The sequence below is a fragment of the Nonomuraea sp. WAC 01424 genome, from assembly GCF_003947315.1.
GTDB classification, from domain to species: domain Bacteria; phylum Actinomycetota; class Actinomycetes; order Streptosporangiales; family Streptosporangiaceae; genus Nonomuraea; species Nonomuraea spiralis.
In genome coordinates this window covers 318710-336411 of sequence record NZ_QHHZ01000002.1, presented here as the reverse complement: position 1 = coordinate 336411, position 17702 = coordinate 318710, and the positions used below count along the sequence as shown (strand labels likewise).

At 72.0% G+C, this 17702-nt stretch carries 15 protein-coding genes and 1 pseudogene; 7 read left to right on the top strand and 9 right to left on the bottom strand.

From position 1 onward, the window contains the following. From DMB42_RS06895 to DMB42_RS06885, 3 genes are read right to left on the bottom strand one after another with little or no spacing between them, the layout of a single operon-like run. Entirely contained in the window at positions 1-846 is an 846-nt protein-coding gene (locus DMB42_RS06895) for a carbohydrate ABC transporter permease (RefSeq protein WP_185844495.1), read from the bottom strand. Next, positions 833-1747 (bottom strand): carbohydrate ABC transporter permease, encoded by a 915-nt coding sequence (locus DMB42_RS06890; RefSeq protein WP_125631784.1) that lies wholly within the window; start codon positions 1745-1747, stop codon positions 833-835. The genes DMB42_RS06895 and DMB42_RS06890 overlap by 14 nt, the downstream gene beginning before the upstream one ends. Continuing rightward, complete coding sequence (locus DMB42_RS06885; RefSeq protein ID WP_125631782.1) at positions 1744-3111, bottom strand: ABC transporter substrate-binding protein; 1368 nt, start codon at positions 3109-3111, stop codon at positions 1744-1746. The genes DMB42_RS06890 and DMB42_RS06885 overlap by 4 nt, the downstream gene beginning before the upstream one ends. Before the next feature lie 318 nt (positions 3112-3429). Here DMB42_RS06885 and DMB42_RS06880 point away from each other — a divergent pair, with 318 nt between their 5' ends. The 3 genes and pseudogenes from DMB42_RS06880 to DMB42_RS56320 all read left to right on the top strand — a co-directional run. After that, complete coding sequence (locus tag DMB42_RS06880) at positions 3430-4461, top strand: zinc-binding dehydrogenase (protein ID WP_125631781.1); 1032 nt, start codon at positions 3430-3432, stop codon at positions 4459-4461. Next, positions 4458-5246, top strand: a complete 789-nt coding sequence (locus DMB42_RS06875; RefSeq protein WP_185844494.1) for a sugar phosphate isomerase/epimerase — start codon at positions 4458-4460, stop codon at positions 5244-5246. The genes DMB42_RS06880 and DMB42_RS06875 overlap by 4 nt, the downstream gene beginning before the upstream one ends. After that, positions 5177-6421 (top strand): annotated as a pseudogene (locus tag DMB42_RS56320) (MGH1-like glycoside hydrolase domain-containing protein); the annotation flags it as partial. The gene DMB42_RS06875 and the pseudogene DMB42_RS56320, both read left to right, overlap by 70 nt. A 9-nt stretch (positions 6422-6430) precedes the next feature. On the opposite strand, the gene DMB42_RS06865 reads toward DMB42_RS56320, so the two are convergent. Both DMB42_RS06865 and DMB42_RS06860 read right to left on the bottom strand, forming a co-directional pair. After that, the gene (locus tag DMB42_RS06865) at positions 6431-7552 is read right to left on the bottom strand and encodes a zinc-binding dehydrogenase (protein ID WP_125631779.1); all 1122 of its coding nucleotides are present in this window, start codon (positions 7550-7552) and stop codon (positions 6431-6433) included. Further along, positions 7545-8648, bottom strand: a complete 1104-nt coding sequence (locus tag DMB42_RS06860; RefSeq protein ID WP_125631777.1) for a Gfo/Idh/MocA family protein — start codon at positions 8646-8648, stop codon at positions 7545-7547. Before DMB42_RS06860 ends, DMB42_RS06865 begins: the two co-directional genes overlap by 8 nt. Between DMB42_RS06860 and DMB42_RS06855 the strand changes: the two genes are divergently transcribed. Both DMB42_RS06855 and DMB42_RS06850 read left to right on the top strand, forming a co-directional pair. Beyond that, positions 8595-9581, top strand: coding sequence for a glucosyl-3-phosphoglycerate synthase (locus DMB42_RS06855; RefSeq protein WP_125631775.1), 987 nt, complete (start codon positions 8595-8597; stop codon positions 9579-9581). The genes DMB42_RS06860 and DMB42_RS06855 overlap by 54 nt on opposite strands. After that, positions 9578-10699 carry a glycosyltransferase gene (locus DMB42_RS06850; protein ID WP_125631773.1) on the top strand — a complete coding sequence of 374 codons (1122 nt, stop codon included), beginning with the start codon at positions 9578-9580 and terminating at the stop codon, positions 10697-10699. The genes DMB42_RS06855 and DMB42_RS06850 overlap by 4 nt, the downstream gene beginning before the upstream one ends. Here DMB42_RS06850 and DMB42_RS06845 read toward each other — a convergent pair. Together DMB42_RS06845 and DMB42_RS06840 are read right to left on the bottom strand one after the other, a co-directional pair. Beyond that, on the bottom strand, positions 10688-13024 hold the full coding sequence (locus tag DMB42_RS06845) for an FtsX-like permease family protein (protein WP_125632656.1): 2337 nt from the start codon (positions 13022-13024) through the stop codon (positions 10688-10690). The genes DMB42_RS06850 and DMB42_RS06845 overlap by 12 nt on opposite strands. Continuing rightward, positions 13021-13755: an ABC transporter ATP-binding protein gene (locus DMB42_RS06840; protein WP_185844493.1), complete on the bottom strand. Its 735-nt coding sequence runs from the start codon at positions 13753-13755 to the stop codon at positions 13021-13023. Before DMB42_RS06840 ends, DMB42_RS06845 begins: the two co-directional genes overlap by 4 nt. 98 nt (positions 13756-13853) lie before the next feature. On the opposite strand from DMB42_RS06840, the gene DMB42_RS06835 reads away from it, so the two are divergent. After that, positions 13854-14462 (top strand): DNA-binding response regulator, encoded by a 609-nt coding sequence (locus tag DMB42_RS06835; RefSeq protein WP_125631771.1) that lies wholly within the window; start codon positions 13854-13856, stop codon positions 14460-14462. On the opposite strand, the gene DMB42_RS06830 is transcribed toward DMB42_RS06835, so the two are convergent. Together DMB42_RS06830 and DMB42_RS06825 are read right to left on the bottom strand one after the other, a co-directional pair. After that, a complete protein-coding gene (locus DMB42_RS06830) occupies positions 14403-16511 on the bottom strand; it encodes a histidine kinase (protein ID WP_221762035.1) in 2109 nt (702 codons plus the stop codon). The two genes, DMB42_RS06835 and DMB42_RS06830, sit on opposite strands and share 60 nt — an antisense overlap. Before the next feature lie 9 nt (positions 16512-16520). After that, the gene (locus DMB42_RS06825; protein WP_229824215.1) at positions 16521-17315 is read right to left on the bottom strand and encodes a universal stress protein; all 795 of its coding nucleotides are present in this window, start codon (positions 17313-17315) and stop codon (positions 16521-16523) included. A 79-nt stretch (positions 17316-17394) separates the two neighbouring features. On the opposite strand from DMB42_RS06825, the gene DMB42_RS06820 reads away from it, so the two are divergent. Beyond that, positions 17395-17697 carry a hypothetical protein gene (locus DMB42_RS06820; protein ID WP_125631769.1) on the top strand — a complete coding sequence of 101 codons (303 nt, stop codon included), beginning with the start codon at positions 17395-17397 and terminating at the stop codon, positions 17695-17697. The last annotated feature ends 5 nt before the right edge of the window (positions 17698-17702 follow it).

The window sequence follows — 17702 nt, the reverse complement described above, 5'->3', positions numbered from 1 at the left end:
CTATCCCTTCTCCGCGCCCGCCGTGAGACCCTCCGTCAGCAGCCGTTCACTGGCGAAGAACACGATCACGACGGGCAGCGTCAGCACCACCGAACCCGCCATCAGCACCGTCGTGGGGATCTCTATGCTCCCCGCCAGCTGAGAGAGCCCCAGGGAGACCGTCCAGTTCTCCCGCCGCTCGACCAGGAACAGCAAGGCGAACAGGAACTCGTTCCACGCGATCATGAACGCGTAGAGGCCGGTTGCCATGAGCGCGGGCCTGGACAGTGGCAACACCACCCGCCAGATGGTCGACAGCCGTGAGCAGCCGTCGATCGCGGCCGCCTCCTCCACGCTCTGCGGCACGGTCTCGAAGTAGTTGCGCAGCATGTATACCGTGACAGGCACGGTCTGCGCGATATAGACCAGGATCAACCCAGCTAGAGATCCCCTGAGCCCCAGCATGGTGAACAACACGAACAAGGGGATGGCCAGGACGATCGCCGGGAACAGGTACACGGCGAGGAACAGGAAGTGCACCTGCCGCCGGCCGAAGAAGCGCAGCCGCGCGACGGCGTAGGCGCCCGGGATCGAGATCAGCAGGGTGGCGGCCACCGTGGCGACCGCGACGACCGCGCTGTTCCTGATGAAGGTGAGGAACCCCTGCGTGGTCAGCACGTTCGCGTACGTGTCCAGGGTGGGGTGCCGCGGCCACACCGAGCCCGGCTCCAGGATGAGCTCCTGGATGTCCCGTACGGACAGCGTCACCATGTACAGGAACGGCAGCGCGGTGACCGCGATCAGGACAGCGATCACCACCGGCCTGAGCACCGCGAACAGCCCGCGTTCGAACCTATCCCTGCTCACGATCGCCTCCCGGGAAGAAGCGCAGGTAGACGGCCAGAAGGCCGACGAGGACGACGGCCAGGACGATCGCCTGCGCGGCCGAGGCGCCGATGTCGTCGCGCGCGGTCAGGAAGGTGTAGACGCGCACGCTGACCACCTCGGTGCCGGCGCCGCCGCCGGTCAGCAGGTAGACGTCGTCGAACTTGGTGAAGGTGAACACGAACCGCAACACCGCCAGCAGCGCGATGATGCGCCAGAGCTGCGGCAGGATCACGTACCGGAAGCGCTGGGTGGGGGTGGCGCCGTCCACGACCGCGGCTTCCTCCAGGTCGCCGGGCAGCGCCTGCAACCTGGCCATGATGAACAGGAACGCGAACGGGAAGTACCGCCACGCCTCGAACGCGATGACCGTGAGCAGCGCGACCGGCACCTTCAGGCCCAGGAACTCGCCCTGGGCCTGGGTGAGGAACGCGATCGGCTCCTTCAGCCAGGTGTTCACGATGCCGTACTGAGGGTTCAGCGCGGTCTCCCACAGGAAGGCCACGGCCACGACCGGCGCCACGTACGGGATCAGGATCGAGGCCCTGACCAGGGTGCGCCCGGCGAACCTGCGGCGCAGCGCGAGCGCGGTCACGAGGCCGGTCGCGATCGACAGCGCCGTGCCGGCCACCGTGTAGACCAGGGTGTTGACCAGCGAGGCCCAGAAGCCGGGCTCGGAGATCACGTACGTGAAGTTGTCCAGCGTGTAGTGCCCGAAGACGCCGGCCCGGCGGATGTTGATCAGCCGTACGTCCTGGAAGGCCAGCATGATCGCCCAGAGCAGCGGCAACACCACCACGACCAGTGTGATGACCAGCGTGGGGGAGATCAGCGCCAGCCCGGCCCGCCCTTCCCGTTGCCGCAACGTGCGCGGCGCGCTCACTGCCGGATCCCGCGCTTGATGGTCTCGACGTCCTTCTTGGCCTGGGCGGCGGCGGCCTGCGGGGTGAGCGAGCCGTCGACCACCTGGCTCAGCGCCTTGGGCACGGGCAGCTCACCCATCGTGGCGCCGACCAGCTTGCCCTGGCCCTGGGGGATGCCCCAGCGGGCGAAGGTGTCCGGGCTCTCGCGCAGCGCGTCGAGCACGCCGGCCGGGTAGACGGCGGACAGCGGCTTCCTGGGGTCCACGCCCGCGGGCAGCTTGTCCCACTTGTCGGCGAAGCCCCTGCGGGTGGGGAACTTGCCCTCCGGCGCCATCCCGATCCAGCGCTCGTACCCCTCGTTCATCATGTACGTGACGAACCGGGCGGCCGGCTCGGTGGCGGCGTCGCGCAGGACCGCCCACGAGACGATCTCGCCGTACTGGGCGGGCGCGCCCGCGTCGGGGCCTTTCAGCGCCGTGACCACGCCGGTGTTCCTGGCCAGCCACTCGGGGTCGCTCCGGCACTCGGCGCAGCTCGGCAGCGCGTCCTTACGCAGTCCCGCCAGCTCGTCGAGGATGAACGACGACCAGATCATCATGGCCGCCTTCCCGGAGAAGTACGTGGCCCGGGTGGAGTCGACGTCCTGCTTGCCCTTGACCGAGTAGTTCTTCGCCAGCTTCGCGTAGAAGCCGAAGGCTCTCACGCACTGCGGGCTGTCCAGTACGACATTTCCGGAATTGTCGACTAGCTGGCAGCCGTTCGCCAGCGCCACGTGCTCGAAGCTCTGCGCAGTGAAGGTGTCCTTGGGCGCGACGGCCAGCGTGATGCCCGCCACCCCACCCGCGTTCAGCTTCGCCGCCGCCGCCTCCAGCGCCTCGTACGTGTCCGGCGGCGCCAGCCCGGCCCTGGCGAACAGGTCCTTGCGGTAGAGCAGGAGCTGCGCCCACCCGTCGCTGGGCACGGCCAGCAGCCTGCCGCCCGAGCTGTCCAGTTCGAGCGCGCGCGGCGAGAAGGAGTCCCTGCCGAGCCGTTCCACGATCCTGCCCGGCGTCTCGGTGTCCAGCAGGTCGTCGGCCTCCAGCTCGCGTACGGAGGCGAGCGGCAGCGCCCCGATCACGTCGGGGAGGTCGTCCGCGGCGGCGGCGGCCGTCACGGTCTGGCTGAACTGGTCCTCCCCGACGCCGACCAGCTTCACCTTGATCCCGGTCTTCCTGGTGAACTCGGCGATGATCTGGTTCTGCACGGCCATCCGGTCACCGAGGTTCTCCTCGGTCCACACGGTGATCTGGTTCGCGCCGGACTGCTGCCCGCCCTCGCCGCACGCCGTGAGGGCGGCCGCGGCCAGCACCGCGACGGAGAGGACGGCGGTAACCTGCTTCGGCATGGCACGCTCCTCGGTTGGGGATATGCCGCACTTACCCCCAGAAAAGTGACAAGCACCTGCCGCAGGCGGGGCCGAGGTGCGCTCTCCGTAAAACCTTGGTCGGCGTTACGCTAAATTTTCGCCAAACGCGATCACGGGCGTCCTCAGCGAAACATCTGTTCTGCTGTGATAACGGTCACCGGGCAGGCAGAAACCTGGATTCCATCAGCGGCAACCGGCAGAAGTCGTAGACTTACGAGTGTTTCAAGCGCAACTAGAGTGTGCAAACAAGCACTAAATCTTTGACTTTTGTTTGATCAAAAAGCGTAAGTGTGGGGAATGCGCGTCATCACCTTCCAAGAGCCAGGCCGTGTCAGCGTCAGCCTGGAATCGCCCGCCGAACTCGTCCCGGGCTCCGTCCGGGTCCGGACCCTCTTTTCCGGGGTCTCCGCGGGCACCGAGCTGACCGCCTACCGCGGCACCAATCCATACCTCACCCGTAAGTGGGACACCGAGCGACGGCTCTTCCTCGAAGGCCAGACGCACGCATACCCCCTGTCCGGCTGGGGCTACCAAGAGGTCGGTGAGGTGGTCGCGGCGGCGCCCGACGTCGCCGAGCCGCCCGTCGGCAGCCTCGTGTGGGGCATCTGGGGCCACCGCGCCGAGGCGGTCGTACCGGCCGAGAAGCTGGCCGGCCACATCCTGCCACCGGGCGCCGACCCCGTGGCGGGCGTCTTCGCCCGGGTCGGGGCCATCGCGCTCAACGCCGTACACGCCGCCGACGTGCACCTGGGCGACCAGCTCGCGGTCTTCGGCCAGGGCGTCATCGGCCTGCTCGCCACCCGCATGGCGGTGCTCAGCGGCGCCCGGGTGGTCGCCGCCGACGCCATCCCCGACCGGCTCGAACTCGCCAGGAAGTTCGGCGCCGCCGAGACGTTCGACGTGCGGTCGGGCTCGGTCGCCGAGTTCATGCGCAAACGCGTCGAGGGCGCCGACACCGCGATCGAGCTCAGCGGCAACCACCTCGGCCTTCAGGAGGCGATCAGGACCGTGCGCAAGGGCGGCCGGGTCGTGGCGGCCGGCTTCTACCAGGGCGACGGCATCGGGCTGCGGCTGGGCGAGGAGTTCCACCACAACCAGGTGCAGCTCGTCTCCTCCCAGATCGGCGGCGTCGCCTCCTGGCTGGCCCACCGCTGGGACGTCGAACGCCTCCAGCGCACGTTCATGGAGCTCGTGCACCGGGGCGAGGTCGAGGTCGGCGACCTCGTCACCCACGTCGTGCCGGTCGAGCGGGCCGCCGAGGCCTTCGACCTGATCGACAAGCACCAGTCCGAGGTGCTCCAGCTCGTCTTCACATTCGAGGAGTCATGATGAAGCTCGCCGCCCAGGAGCAGCTTCTGCCCGGCCGGAGCCTCCAGGAGAAGTTCGCGTTCGCGGTGGAGGCCGGATTCGACGCCATCGAGCTGAGGGGCAAGGGCGACTTCCACTTCGCCGGCCGCCTGACCGAGCTCAAGCGGGCGCTGGCCGACGGCGTCGTCATGCCCACGGTGTGCGTGGAGATGCCGCACTTCATCGGCGACTTCGACCCGGCCAAGCGCAAGGACGCCATCCAGCAGCTCAGGTCGCAGCTCACGGTGATCGCCGAGCTGGGCGGCATCGGCGTCATGACGCCCGCCTCCTGGGGCCAGTTCTCGCTCAGGCTGCCGCCGTTCGAGCCGCCGCGTACGGCCGAGCAGGACCGCGAGGTGCTGGCCGAGGCGCTCGGCATCCTCGGCGAGCACGCCCAGCGCAACGGCGTGCTGATCATGCTCGAACCCCTCAACCGGTACGAGAACCACATGGTCAACACCCTCGCCGAGGCGGTCTCGTACTGCGCGATGGACTCGGTCAGGATCGTCGGCGACACCTACCACATGAACATCGAGGAGGACGACCCCTGCCGCGCGCTGGTGGAGGCGGCCCCGTACCTCGCCCACATGCAGATCAGCGAGTCCAACAGGAACCAGCCCGGCACCGGCCACCTCGACTGGGGCGCGCAGCTCGCCACGCTCGACGCCGTCGGCTTCGACGGCTACCTCGCCCTCGAATGCCGGCTGCGCGGCGAGCCCGAGATCGTGCTCCCGCAGACGGCGGCCTTCATCAGGAAATTCCTGTGATCCTTCGCGACGCCGTGCGCGTGCTGGTCGCCAACTGGGACGGCAGCTACACGGTTCCCTCCCGTCGCCTGTACCCCCATCAGTGGAGCTGGGACTCCGCCTTCGTCGCGATCGGCAACGCCCGCTGGTCGCCGCGGAGGGCCAGGTCGGAGCTGCTGTCCCTGTTCGGCGCCCAGTGGCCGGACGGCCGGGTGCCGCACATCGTGTTCAACCCGGTCGTGCCCGATGGCGCCTACTTCCCCGGCCCCGCCTTCTGGGGCGCCCGCGCGCCCTCCGGCGCGGCGACCTCCGGCATCGTCCAGCCGCCCGTGCACGCGCTGGCCGCCTGGAAGGTGCACCAGGCCGAGCCCGACCCGGCGTTCCTGGCCAGGATCTATCCCAAGCTCGTCGCCCAGCAGGAGTTCCTGCGCGCCTCCCGGCGGTCGCCCGAGGGGCTGATCTCGATCGTCCATCCCTGGGAGTCGGGCATGGACAACAGCCCGGCCTGGGACCTCCCGCTGCGGGCGGTCGAGCCGGACGCGACCGGCTTCGTACGCAGAGACCTCAACACCGTCAGTGCCGACGAACGCCCCACGGACCGCGACTACGAGCGGTACGTCTCCCTGGCCGCCGCCTACCGCGACAGCGGCTACCGGCGGGCCGGCGCGTTCGAGATCGAGGACCCGCTGTTCAACGCCGCGTACGGGATGGCCGAGACGGCGCTCGCCGAGATCGCCCAGGTGTGCGGCCTGGACCCCGAGCCCCACCGGCGCGAGGCCGCCGCCGTCACCGCCGCCATGGTCGAGCACCTCTTCCAGGACGGCCACTTCCGCCCCCGCGACCTGCGCACGGGCCGGCTGATCCGGTCGGGCAGCGCCGCCGGCCTGGTGCCGCTCATGCTTCCCGGGCTGCCGACGGAGATCGCCGAGGCGCTGATCGGCACGGCCCTCGACCGCTTCTCCCTCAAGGACGGCGTGCTGCCCAGCCACGCCCCCGCCACGGCCGAGTTCGACCCGGCGCGCTACTGGCGCGGGCCGAGCTGGATCAACCTGACCTGGCTCGTCTGGCAGGGGCTCAGGGACCGCCGTCCCGACCTGGCCGACCTGCTCGCCGAGGGCATGATCCACGCCGTGGCCCACTCCGGCTTCCGCGAGTACTTCAACCCGTTCACCCTGCGCGGGCACGGTTGCCGGGACTTCAGCTGGTCAGCCGCCCTCATCCTCGACGTCGTGGCTGAGCACGGCCTGGACGGTCTGCCGCCGTCGGGCCGCGAGATCAGCCAGAAGTTCGGGAGCCTCCCCGAACCCCACGACGTCGGTGATCACGTGCTCGCGTAGCAGCCGTCCGCGCTCCCTGAGCAGGCCGATCGTCTCGTGCGAGAGGCGTTCCCTGTCCCAGGCGTGCGCGAGGCCGCGCGGCACCCGGCCGATCTGGGCGCAGCGCAGCGTCAGCCCGTTGTGGTGGAACTCCTCGCCCAGGCGCACCTCGTCGGCGCCCCGGGTGTAGAACGCCAGGTCGATCAGCGTGCCCTGGGGACGCAGCAGCCGGAGCCCCAGGGCCAGCGCCCTGGGCTGTCCGCGGCACTGGAAGACCAGGTCGGCGCCGCGATCGGCGGGGGCGTGCCGCCAGCGGCGCTTCAGCGTGACCGCCGGGTCACCGTCGCCCTCGGCGGCCAGGACCTGCGCGCCGACGGCCTTGGCCACCGCGAGCCTGGCCGGGGTCTCGTCCAGCACCACGACCTCGGCCGCTCCGCAGGCCAGGGCGAAGGACGCGGTCAGCAGGCCCACCACGCCGGCCCCGACCACCGCCACGCGCCGGCCGCGTACGCCGTCGCCCAGGTGCCGTACGGCCGGGCCGTGCAGGTCGGCGGCGGCATGGAGGAGGCCGTTGGCGCAGATCGGGCCCATGTGGGCGACGTAGATGCCGAGCAGCGGGTCGAGGTCGTCGGGCAGCACGACGAACCGGTCGGCCATCGGGTCGGCCACGTACGCCGTGCGGTGGCCGTACGCCATGGCGAGCAGCGAGCCCTCGGCCACGGCCCGCGTACGGGTCTCGACCACCAGGCCGACCTGCATGTAGCCGATGCCGCGCACCGGGTACTCCACCGACGGCGTGCCCGGCAGGAACAACCCGAGCGCTGGGTCCCAGGTCGAGCCCAGGTAGGGGTTGGCGCCCTTGACGTAGGTCAGCTCGGTGCCCGCCGAGACGCCGCTGTGCGTGGTGGCCACCATGAACCCGCCCTCGGGCAGGCCGGGCAGCTTCTCCTCCACCAGCCGCACCTCGCCGGGCGCCTCGATGCTGAGCGTGGTGCTCGTGACCTCACTCATCGAGCATCACCGGCCTCCGTTCCGCCGCCGACCGCGCCAGCGCGAGCGCCAGGCGGTGGGTGCGCAGGGCTTCTCCGTACGGCGCGCGCACGTCGGCGTCCTTCCCCCGGACCGCGTCGATGAACGTTCGGTCCACGAGGGTCTTGGCGTGCCCGCCGTCCTCGACGGCCGCCTCGCCGTCGATGAGCAGCCGGGTCTCGCTGAGCTCCAGCGCGATGCCGTCGGCGCACACCTCCAGCCCCACCCGGTGTTTGTGGCGCAGCAGGCAGGAGGTGGCCAGCAGCCCGGCGGCGCCGTCCGTGCTGCTCATGACGGCCGACGTGGCGCGGTCGATCTCGCCGTCCACGGGGTTCCCGGCCGGTACGGCGTGCACCATCGACACCTCGCCCACCAGCAGCCTGGCCAGGTCCAGGACGTGCACCGCCTGCTCCAGGATCTGGCCGCCGGACATGCCGGCGTTCAGCCACCAGCCGACCGGGGGCACCTTGTCCAGCCAGTGGCCGAGCGCCAGCCGTACGGGACGGCCGTCCAGCAGTTCCCTGGCCCTGTCGACGATGTCGAGGTAGCGCCAGTGGTGGCCGACGGCGGAGGGGAGCTGCCGGCGTTCGATTTCGGCGGCGATCTTTTCCGCGGTTTCGAGATCGAGAGAAAGCGGTTTTTCCACAAAAATCGGCATATTGCATGACAAGGCGTCGTACTCCGGGGTGCCGTGCGCGAAAGGCGGCACGCAGATGTAAACGGCGTCGAGACCGCCGGCACTGAGCAGGTCGGCGTGACTGCCGTAAGCGGGGGAGCCGTGCGCGGAGGCCAGCGCCTCGGCTTTGTGAAGATCGGTGTCGGCCACCCCGGCGATCGTCACATCGGGGAAACCGGACAGGACGTCTGCATGACGAGCGGCGACATTTCCGGCACCGATGATGCCGACGCGGGTATTCGGGGACACGAACCCACATATGCCACCTATATGGGTGAACAAACAAACAGGTTCAACGGCGCAGCGCTCGGGCAGGGGGCGTGCCCCTATGAGATCGGGGCTGACTGCATGGAAACAGATCCACGAGCCTTGGCCAGGGCACGGGAATGGCACGGCCCGCATTCGAGCACCGCGGCCGAATGGCCGGTGGACGCCTTAATCGCGGCCAAGGGCAACACCACGGTGAGCGTCGTCCTGCCGGCCCGCGACGAGGAGCGCACGGTCGGCGACATCGTCACCGTGATCAGGCGTGAGCTGGTCGAGCGGGCGCCGCTCGTCGACGAGATCGTCGTCGTCGACTCCGACTCCACCGACGCGACGGCGGAACGGGCACGCGCGGCGGGCGCGCGCGTCGTGGCGCAGAACGAGGTGCTGCCCCACCTGCCGCGGATGACGGGCAAGGGGGAGGCGCTGTGGAAAGGGCTGGCGGCCTCCCACGGCGACCTCGTCGTGTACGTGGACGCGGACCTGCTCGACTTCGGCGCGCACTTCGTGTCGGGACTGGTCGGCCCGCTGCTGGTGGACCCCGGCACGCAGTTCGTCAAGGCGACGTACGAGCGGCCCTTCACCGGCGAGGACGGCGTGCCCAGGCGGGGCGCGGGCGGACGGGTGACCGAGCTGGTGGCCAGGCCGCTGCTCAACATGTTCTGGCCGGAGCTGGCGGGCTTCGGCCAGCCCCTCGGCGGCGAGTACGCCGCCCGGCGCGACGTGCTCGCCCGGGTGCCCTTCGTCACCGAGTACGGCGTCGAGTTCGGCCTCCTCGTCGACCTCCTCCAACGGGTGGGACTGGACGCGATGGCCCAGGTGGACCTGGGCCGCCGTACGCACGGGCACCAGTCCATGAGCGCGCTCGCCCGGATGGCCGGGCAGATCATGCACACCGCCTGGTCCCGGCTCGAACGCCAGGGCCGCGTGGTGAGCTCGGAGTCCCCGGCCTGCACGCTGCTGCAGTTCGGGCTCGACGGACGGGCCGGTCTGGTGGACGTTGCCGTGGCGGAACGACCGCCGCTCGCCTCCCTCGTGCCGGAGGAGGACCTGGAGGAGGACGTCGTATGAAGGTGCTGATCAACGCGGGGCCGTGGCTGGCGGTCCCGCCGCCCGGTTACGGCGGCATCGAGAACGTGGTGGCCACGCTGGTGCCCGCGCTGCGCGAACGCGGCGTGAACGTGGTGCTGGCGTCCGTGGCGTCGAGCACGCTGGAGGCCGACGAACTGCTCGCCGTGTACGACGAGGGGCAGTTCACGGAGCTGCAGAAACCGTACAACCAGGTCATGGGGATCGCGCACGCGCACCAGGCGCGGGTGGCGGCCGAGCTGCGCGCCCGCGACGACATCGACCTCGTGCACGACCACGTGGAGGTCGTGGGTCCCGCGGTGTTGTCGGCGCTGGGCGGCCCGCCGGTCCTGCACACCCTCCACTGGGACCTGCACAAACATCCGGCCTTCTACGGCGCGTTCCCGGGGGCGATCGCGGTCAACGGGGTGTCGGAGTCGCAGCTCGCCCGCGCCCCCGAGGCGGTGCGCGCGGCCTCGCTCGGCGCCGTCTACCTGGCCACTCCGTTCGCCGGCCAGGACGTACGGGCCGAGCAGGGCGAGCACCTGGTGGTCATGGGCCGCGTCTGCGGGCTGAAGGGCCAGCACGTGGCCGCCCGGATCTGCCAGAAGCTCGGCCTCCCGCTGGTCGTGGCCGGCCCGGTCTGCGGCCGGAACAGCCAGGCCGAGCTGGACGACGTCCTGCAGGACCCCTACCACGCGCTGCACAGCCACCCCGACGTGCGCTACCACCTCGACCAGGTGTCCCGCTACCTCGACGGCGACCTGGTGAAGTGGGTCGGCGCGGTCGGCGGCCAGGCCAGGGACCACCTGTACGCCTCCGCCCGCGCCGCGCTCTTCCCCATCCAGTGGGACGAACCCGGCGGCACGGCCGTTGTCGAGGCCCTGGCGCTCGGGGTGCCGCCGGTGGGCCTGCGCCGCGGCTGCCTCCCCGAGATCGTCGACCACGGCCGTACCGGCTTCCTCGCCGACAGCGAGGAGGAACTGGCCGAATGGGTCACGCGGACGGGCGAGATCGACCCGGACGAGTGCCGCCGCGAGGCCCGGAGCCGCTTCTCGCCCGCCGTGATGGCCGACCGCTACCTGGACCTGTACGACCAGGTCCTGCGCTCAGGCCGCTGACCGCAGCGCGAGCCGGGCGGGCAGGGCGGTGGCGGCCAGAGACAGGACGGCCGCCGCCGCGATCACCCCGGCGAAGGTCCACAGCGGCACGTGCGGCATGGCCGATCCGGTCATGCCCGCGCCGAACGCGGCCAGCGTCACCAGCGCCACCACCGACCCGAGCACCGAGGCGGCCAGCACCGCGCCCAGCGTCTCCAGCCGCAGCATGCGCAGCACCTGCCGCCGGGTCGTGCCCGCCAGCCGCAGCGCGGCCAGCTCGCCGGACCGGGCCGAGGTGGCCATGGCCAGCGTGTTGACCACGGCGATGGCCGTGAAGGCGATGATCAGGCCCAGGGCCACGAAGGTGACCTGCGGGTTGGCGGTGCTCACCTCGGCGGCCGTGGCGCGGTCGAGCACGCTCGCCCCCGGCAGCGCCGCGGTCAGCGCGGCCGCCCGCACCCCCGGGGCCCGGACGAGCAGCGTCGCGGACGGGTTGTCCACATGCCCGTTCACCAGCGCGTACGGCAGCGTCACGTCGCCGAAGCCGAGGCCGCGCGAGTAGACGGCGGCGACCGTCAGCGCGGCGGGGGTGCCGTCGCCGAGCGTGAGCTTCAGCGGGTCGCCGGGCCGCAGGCCGAGCCGGTCGGCGGCGGTCCGGCTGATCGCGGCCGTGCCGTCGCCGAAGGCATCCATGGAGCCGGCGACCACCCCGAGGTCGAGGGTGCCGGAGGGGCGGGCGACGGCCTGGGCGGCGTACTTGTCCAGGCCGACCCGTACCGACGTGCGCAGGACCTCGGTCGCGGAGAGCACGCCGGGCACCGCGCGGGCCGCCGCGCCGGAGGCTCCGGCCACCACGTAGTCGGCGCGGGTGCCCGCGTCGGCCTGCTCCTGCGCGGCGTACCCCATCGTGGTCTGGACGAACAGGATCGTGCACGTCATCGCCACCATGAGGGTCAGCGGCGACATCACCGAGGCCAGCGTCCCCGACCCGGCGCGCAGGTTGCGCGCGGCCAGGAAGCCGCCCACCCGCGAGATCCGCAGCGGGACCGCCAGCAGCGCAGCCACCACCCGCGCCACCACCGGGCCGAGCAGCGTGAACGCGGTCGTCCAGACCAGCGCGGTCAGCAGGGTCACCGGCGTGGCCGCCGCCTCGACGTGCAGACCTGACAGGACCAGCGTCAGGGTCACACCCCCGGCCAGCGCCACGAGCCCGGCCACCAGCCGCCACCACGGCAGCCGCGCGGGACCGAGAGCGGCCTCGCCCAGCGCCTCCACCGGGCGGATCCGGGTCAGGCGGCGGGCCGACACCCGGGCCGCGACCCAGGCCGCGCCGACCGTGGCCGCCAGCGCGACCAGCGGCGGGAACGGGCTCACCACCAGGTGCAGGTTCGCCGGCACCGCCCCCAGGGTCACGAACTGCCCGCGCAGCCAGAACCCCAGCCCGATGCCCACCGCCGCGCCCAGCGTCCCGGCGGCGGCGGCGACCAGCAGTGCCTCGCCGCCCACCAGCCCGCGCGCCTGCTTCGGCGTGGCCGCGATCGCCCGCAGCAGGGCCAGCTCCCGCTGCCGCTGCTGGATGGAGAGCGCGAACGTGCCCATCACGACGAGGATCGCGACCAGCAGCGAGGTGCCGGCCAGCGAGCCGCCCATGCTGATCAGCTTGAGCCGGGCCTGCTCGGCGTCGAGGAACTCCAGCCTGCCGCGCTCGTCCCCGGTGTAGAGGACGGCGCCCTCCGGCGCCCGGTCGAGGCCGGGGAAGACGCCGGCGGCGCTCACCCGTCCGGGGTGGCCGGCCAGGCTGCGGGCCCGCGCGGTGCTGAAGAACACCGTGTCCTGGCTCGGCAGGGCCTGCGCGGTGACCCCGACGACGCGGTATCCGCGCAGCTCGCCGCCCACGTCGAGCCCGGCGCGGGCATCGACGGCCACCTCGTCGTCGGCGCGCGGGGCGCGGCCCTTCGCGATGGTGAACGGGGTGAGCGCGGCCGACTCCCAGCCGTGCCCGGTGAAGCCGCCGAAGGGGAAGGTCACCTCGGTGACCACCTTCAGGCCGTCGCGGCGCAGCCCGGCCACGACGGACTCGGGTAGCCAGGCGCGTTCGCCCAGCGCCTTGGCCTTCGTCTTGGTGTCGCCGTCGCCCTTGACGACGGTCTGGCGGACGAACTGGTCGGCCGCCACGACCGCGGGCGCACCGGCGTACCGCTCGGGTACGACGTCGCCGCGCAGGCCGGTCTCCAGCAGCATCAGGCACGCGCACACCAGCGCGGCGGCGCACAGCAGGGCGAAGAACGCGCCCGCGAAGGCGGCCACGCGGTGCCGCAGGGTCCTCAGAGCCAGCGAGATCATCATCGCGTCCACGCCCCCAGCCTGGTCATGCGCTCGGCCACCTTCTCGGCGGTCGGCGCGGTCATCGCGTCCACGATCCGGCCGTCGGCCAGGAACAGCACCTGGTCGGCGTACGAGGCGGCCACCGGGTCGTGGGTGACCATCACCACGGTCTGGCCCATGCCGTCCACGACCTCGCGCAGCAGTCTGAGCACGTCGCGGGCGGTCATCGTGTCGAGCGCGCCCGTCGGCTCGTCGCCGAACACCACCTCGGGCCTGGTGACCAGCGCCCTGGCGATGGCGACCCGCTGCTGCTGGCCGCCGGAGAGCTGCGCGGGCCGGTGCCCCGACCTGCCCTCCAGCCCGACCCGGCGCAGGATCTCGGCCAGCCACTCCCGGTCCACGGGGGCCTTGGCCAGGCGCAGGGGGAGCGTCACGTTCTCGATCACGTCGAGCGCCGGGATCAGGTTGAACGCCTGGAACACGAAGCCGACCCGCTCCCGGCGCAGCTCGGTGAGCCTGGTCTCGTCCATGCCGGCCAGTTCGGTGCCGCCCAGCCGCACCGACCCGGACGAGGGCACGTCGAGCCCCGCCGAGCAGTGCAGGAACGTGCTCTTGCCCGACCCCGAGGGGCCCATCACCGCCGTGAAGGAGCCGCGCGGGATGCCCACGGACACCTCGCGCAGGGCCGCCACCGCGCCCTGGCCCTTCCCGTACACCTTGCTCACCGCGTCCAACCGCACTACGTCCGTCATGGCTCCAAGCCTGCTGAACTGCGTGTACGCCCACCAGAGACACGATCACCGATCACCCATGACGTCATCATGATTCGGACACTGGTAGACATGTCCCCGTGATTCGCGTACTTCTGGCCGAGGACCAGGCCGTGATCAGGCATGCGCTCGCGGCCCTGCTCGGGCTGGAGGCCGACTTCGAGATCGTGGGCGCGGTCGAGTCCGGCGACGCGGCCGTGGCCGCCGCCGCCGTGCACCGGCCGGACGTGGCCGTCCTCGACATCGACATGCCCGGCACGCTCGACGGCCTGTCCGCCGCGGCGGAGATCCGGGCGAGGGTGCCCTCCTGCCGCACGCTCATGCTCACCGCGTACGGCAAGCCCGGCCACCTCAAGCGGGCCCTGACCGCCCAGGTGGACGGCTTCCTGCTGAAGACGGCCCCGCCGGAGGACCTGGTCTCGGCGATCAGGGAGGTCACGGCGGGCGGCCGGGTGCTCGACCCCTCGCTCGCGCTCACCGCCTGGGACCTGGCCGACAACCCGCTGACGCCGCGCGAGGCCGACGTGCTGCGGCTGGTGGCGGGCGGGGCCGAGGCGCCCGACATCGCCCAGCGGCTGCATCTGACCGCCGGGACCGTGCGCAACTACCTGACGGCCATCGTGGCCAAGCTAAACGCGCGCAACCGCACCGACGCCGTGCGCATCGCCACCGAGGCCGGCTGGATCTAGCGGGGCACGCGCGTCGAGCTGGAACCAGCCGCCTTCGGCCCCGGTCGTGAGCCGGCCGCCGAGCGTGGCCAGGCGGGTGGTGAGGTTGCCCAGGCCCGACGAGCCGCGCCGGGGAGCCGTCGTGGCCGCGCCGTCGTTGCGTACGCGCAGCCCGACCTCGCCGTCGCCGGCCGAGGTGGAGATCACGCAGGCGCGGGCGGAGCTGTGGCGCAACACGTTCGTCACGGCCTCGCGCAGCACGGCGCTGAGCACGGTCTCGACCTCGGCCGGCAGGCCGGGGTGCGCGAGCCGTACGGTGGCCTCGACCCCGGCCGCCGCCAGCACTTTCCTGGCAGACTCGGCCTCGGCGGCGAAGGACAACTCGCGCTGCTCGCCGGTGACCGAGCGCAGGTCGTGGTGGGCGTGCTCGGCCATGGTCAGGACGTTCTCCAGCTCCTGGGCCGGGTCGGGCAGTCGGCGGGCCAGCTCACAGGTGAGCAGGATGGCGGCCAGGCTGTGGCCGAGCAGGTCGTGCAGGTCGCGGGCGGCGCGCAGGCGTTCCTCGACGACGGCCGAGCGGGCCAGGCTCTCCCTGGCCGCGTGCAGCTCCTTGGCGAGCTGGGCCAGGCGCAGGAGGCTGTAGACGACCAGGCCGGTGGTGAGCGTGCTCACCGTGACGTTGACCCGGCCGGGCAGCTCGTACAGGGAGGCGACGGTCCAGACGGCGGCCAGGATCGCGCCCACCAGGGGCCAGGCCGTACGCGGGCGGAAGGCCAGCAGCACCGGACCGGCCAGGAACCCCGACGACCCCAGCCAGATCGGCCCGAACACCGGGATCGGGGCGAACGTGAGCGCCGCCATCACCCCCAGCGCCACCATGTGGCGGCCGGTGACCGACCGGAGCTGGAGGATCACGATCACGCTCAGCCCGGCGATCGCGGGAACCAGCAGCCCGGCCGGGATCTGGAGCAGCGCCTTGACGCTGAACCCGACCAGTACGGCGGCCAGCAGCACCACGGAGACGTCGGGCGGCTCGCGCCGGGCGGGCGCGGGCGGGCGCGTCGTGGGCAGCACGGCCTCGATCGTGTAGCGGCCCTGGCTGGACAGGCCGCGCGTGAGCGTGCCGCCCGCCGCCGCGACCTGCCGTCCGAGCCCGCCGACGCCGCCCGTACCGGTCCCGCCGGGGTCGTCGTCCTCGGCCGTACGGCGACCGTCGTCGGCCACCAGCAGCCGTACCTGGCCTCCGGCGGGCTCCTCCCGGGTCTCGATCACGCACAGCGTGGCCGTGCCGCGGCGGGCGACGTCCGTGACCGCCTCGCGCAGCACCGAGGCGAGCAGCGCGCCCGCCGGGCCCAGCGGCTCGGTGTGGGCGGCGCGCACCTCCACGCCGACGCCCGCCGCCTCCAGCAGGGCGCGGGCGGTCGTCAGCTCGGGGGCCAGGGACATCGCGCGGTAGCCGGCCGCCGCGGCGCGCGCGTCCGCCAGCGACCGCCGCGCGGTCGCGACCACCTCGCCGAGCACCTCCGCCGCGTCCGACGGCGCGGTCAGCGCCCGCCGTGCGCCCGCCCCGATCGCGGCCAGGCCGCGCCCGAGGCCGTCGCTCAGCTCGGCGGCGATGCGCAGCCGTTCCTCGGCCACCGCCGCCGCGGCCAGCGCCGGACGGGTGGCCTCCATCTCGGCCACCCGGTCGACCAGCCGGTTGAGACCGAACACGACCAGCGTCATGAGCAGCGTCGTGATCGCGAGGTCCGTCGTGGAGACCGCGTCACCGGGATTGCGCCAGTGGTGGATCACCACGCCGCTGAACACCACCGCGGGCGCGAGCGCCCACCACCGGGTCACCAGCAGCGACCCGGCGAGGAAGCCCAGGATCGCCACGGAAGCGCCCTGCCCCAGCGTCACCGCGTAGACCAGCCCGGCCTGTACGGCCAGCAGCCACCCCTTCCTGACCCGCAGGGTGAAGGCGCACTGCGCGCCGAGGACCAGCAGCGCCCCCCAGGCGCCGGCCACCACGTAGACGCCGGCCAGGGCGGCCACGAGCACGACGACGATCATCCGGGCGACACGCACCCCAGAAGCTTAGGAGAAGCCCCTCGGCAGCACGGTGACCGGGCAGGACGACGACCTCAGCACCTTCATGGCCAGCTCGCCCAGGAACACCCGGTGGGGCTGGGCGTCCTCGCCGGCGGCGCAGACCAGCAGCTCGCCCGGCAGCCACTCCACGTCCTTCAGCGCGGCCGGCACGTCGTGGCCCTCGGCCACCTCCGACTCGGCCTCCAGGCCGGTGCTCTCCCAGGCCAGCCGTACGGCCAGCGCCAGGTCGTCGCGGAGCTTGCCCTGGTCCTCGGTGCGCAGGTCGAGGGTGATCAACCGCAGCGGCACGTCGAGCCGCAGCGCCGCCTGCGCCACCCGCTCGACCGCCGCGTCGCACTGCGGCCGGTGGACGTAGGCGAGGGTGAGCCTGGCCGGCTCTTCGGGCGGCACGTAACCGGAGGGCGCCAGCATCACCGCCTCCGGTGACCGGTGGAGCAGGTGGTCGGCGGCGCTGCCGACGGCGATGCGGCCGTACTGGCCGCCGCTCGCCGAGCCGAGCACGATGAGGTCGGCCCTGATCCGGCTGGCCAGCACCGACAACCCGCGGCCGGTGCCCCGGCTCTCGAACGCCATGTACTCGGCCGGGACGATGCCCAGTTCCTCGGCCGCGTGCGCGAGGTTGGCCTGGGCCTCCACGGCCAGACCCGGGCTGCCCGGAGGGTAGATCGAGGCCACCGTGAGCTCGCCTCCGGTGATCCGGGTGATGGCCGCTCCGAGCGCGAGCGCGTCACGTCCCCCCGGGTCGTTGCTGTAGCCGACGATCACGTGCTCTCCGATCACGTTTGCCCTCTTACCCGCTCTGAGCAGGGAATACGCGGCCTTGTCCGATGTGTTTCACCCGAATGGAGGCGTAAAAATAGTGAAGATCACTCTTGATACCCGTTTCAACGGGTCCCTCGGTCCGGTCACGCTTCGTGAAGCGGTTCAGCAGCTCAAAGCGTACGACCTGACCTGCACGGTACGCGCCGACGCCGTCGAGCAGAAGGTCACCGTCTTCTCCGACTGCGTGGAGCGCGGGTTCACCCCGCTGCGCAGCGAGATCATGGCCGCGTACTACATGGCCGAGCGCGACGCCACCACCGAGGCGTTCGACCGCGGTCTCATCACCGAAGGTGAGCTGGAGCAGAAGCGCACTCTCCTCATGCGCCAGTATCTTGCGTAAGACCC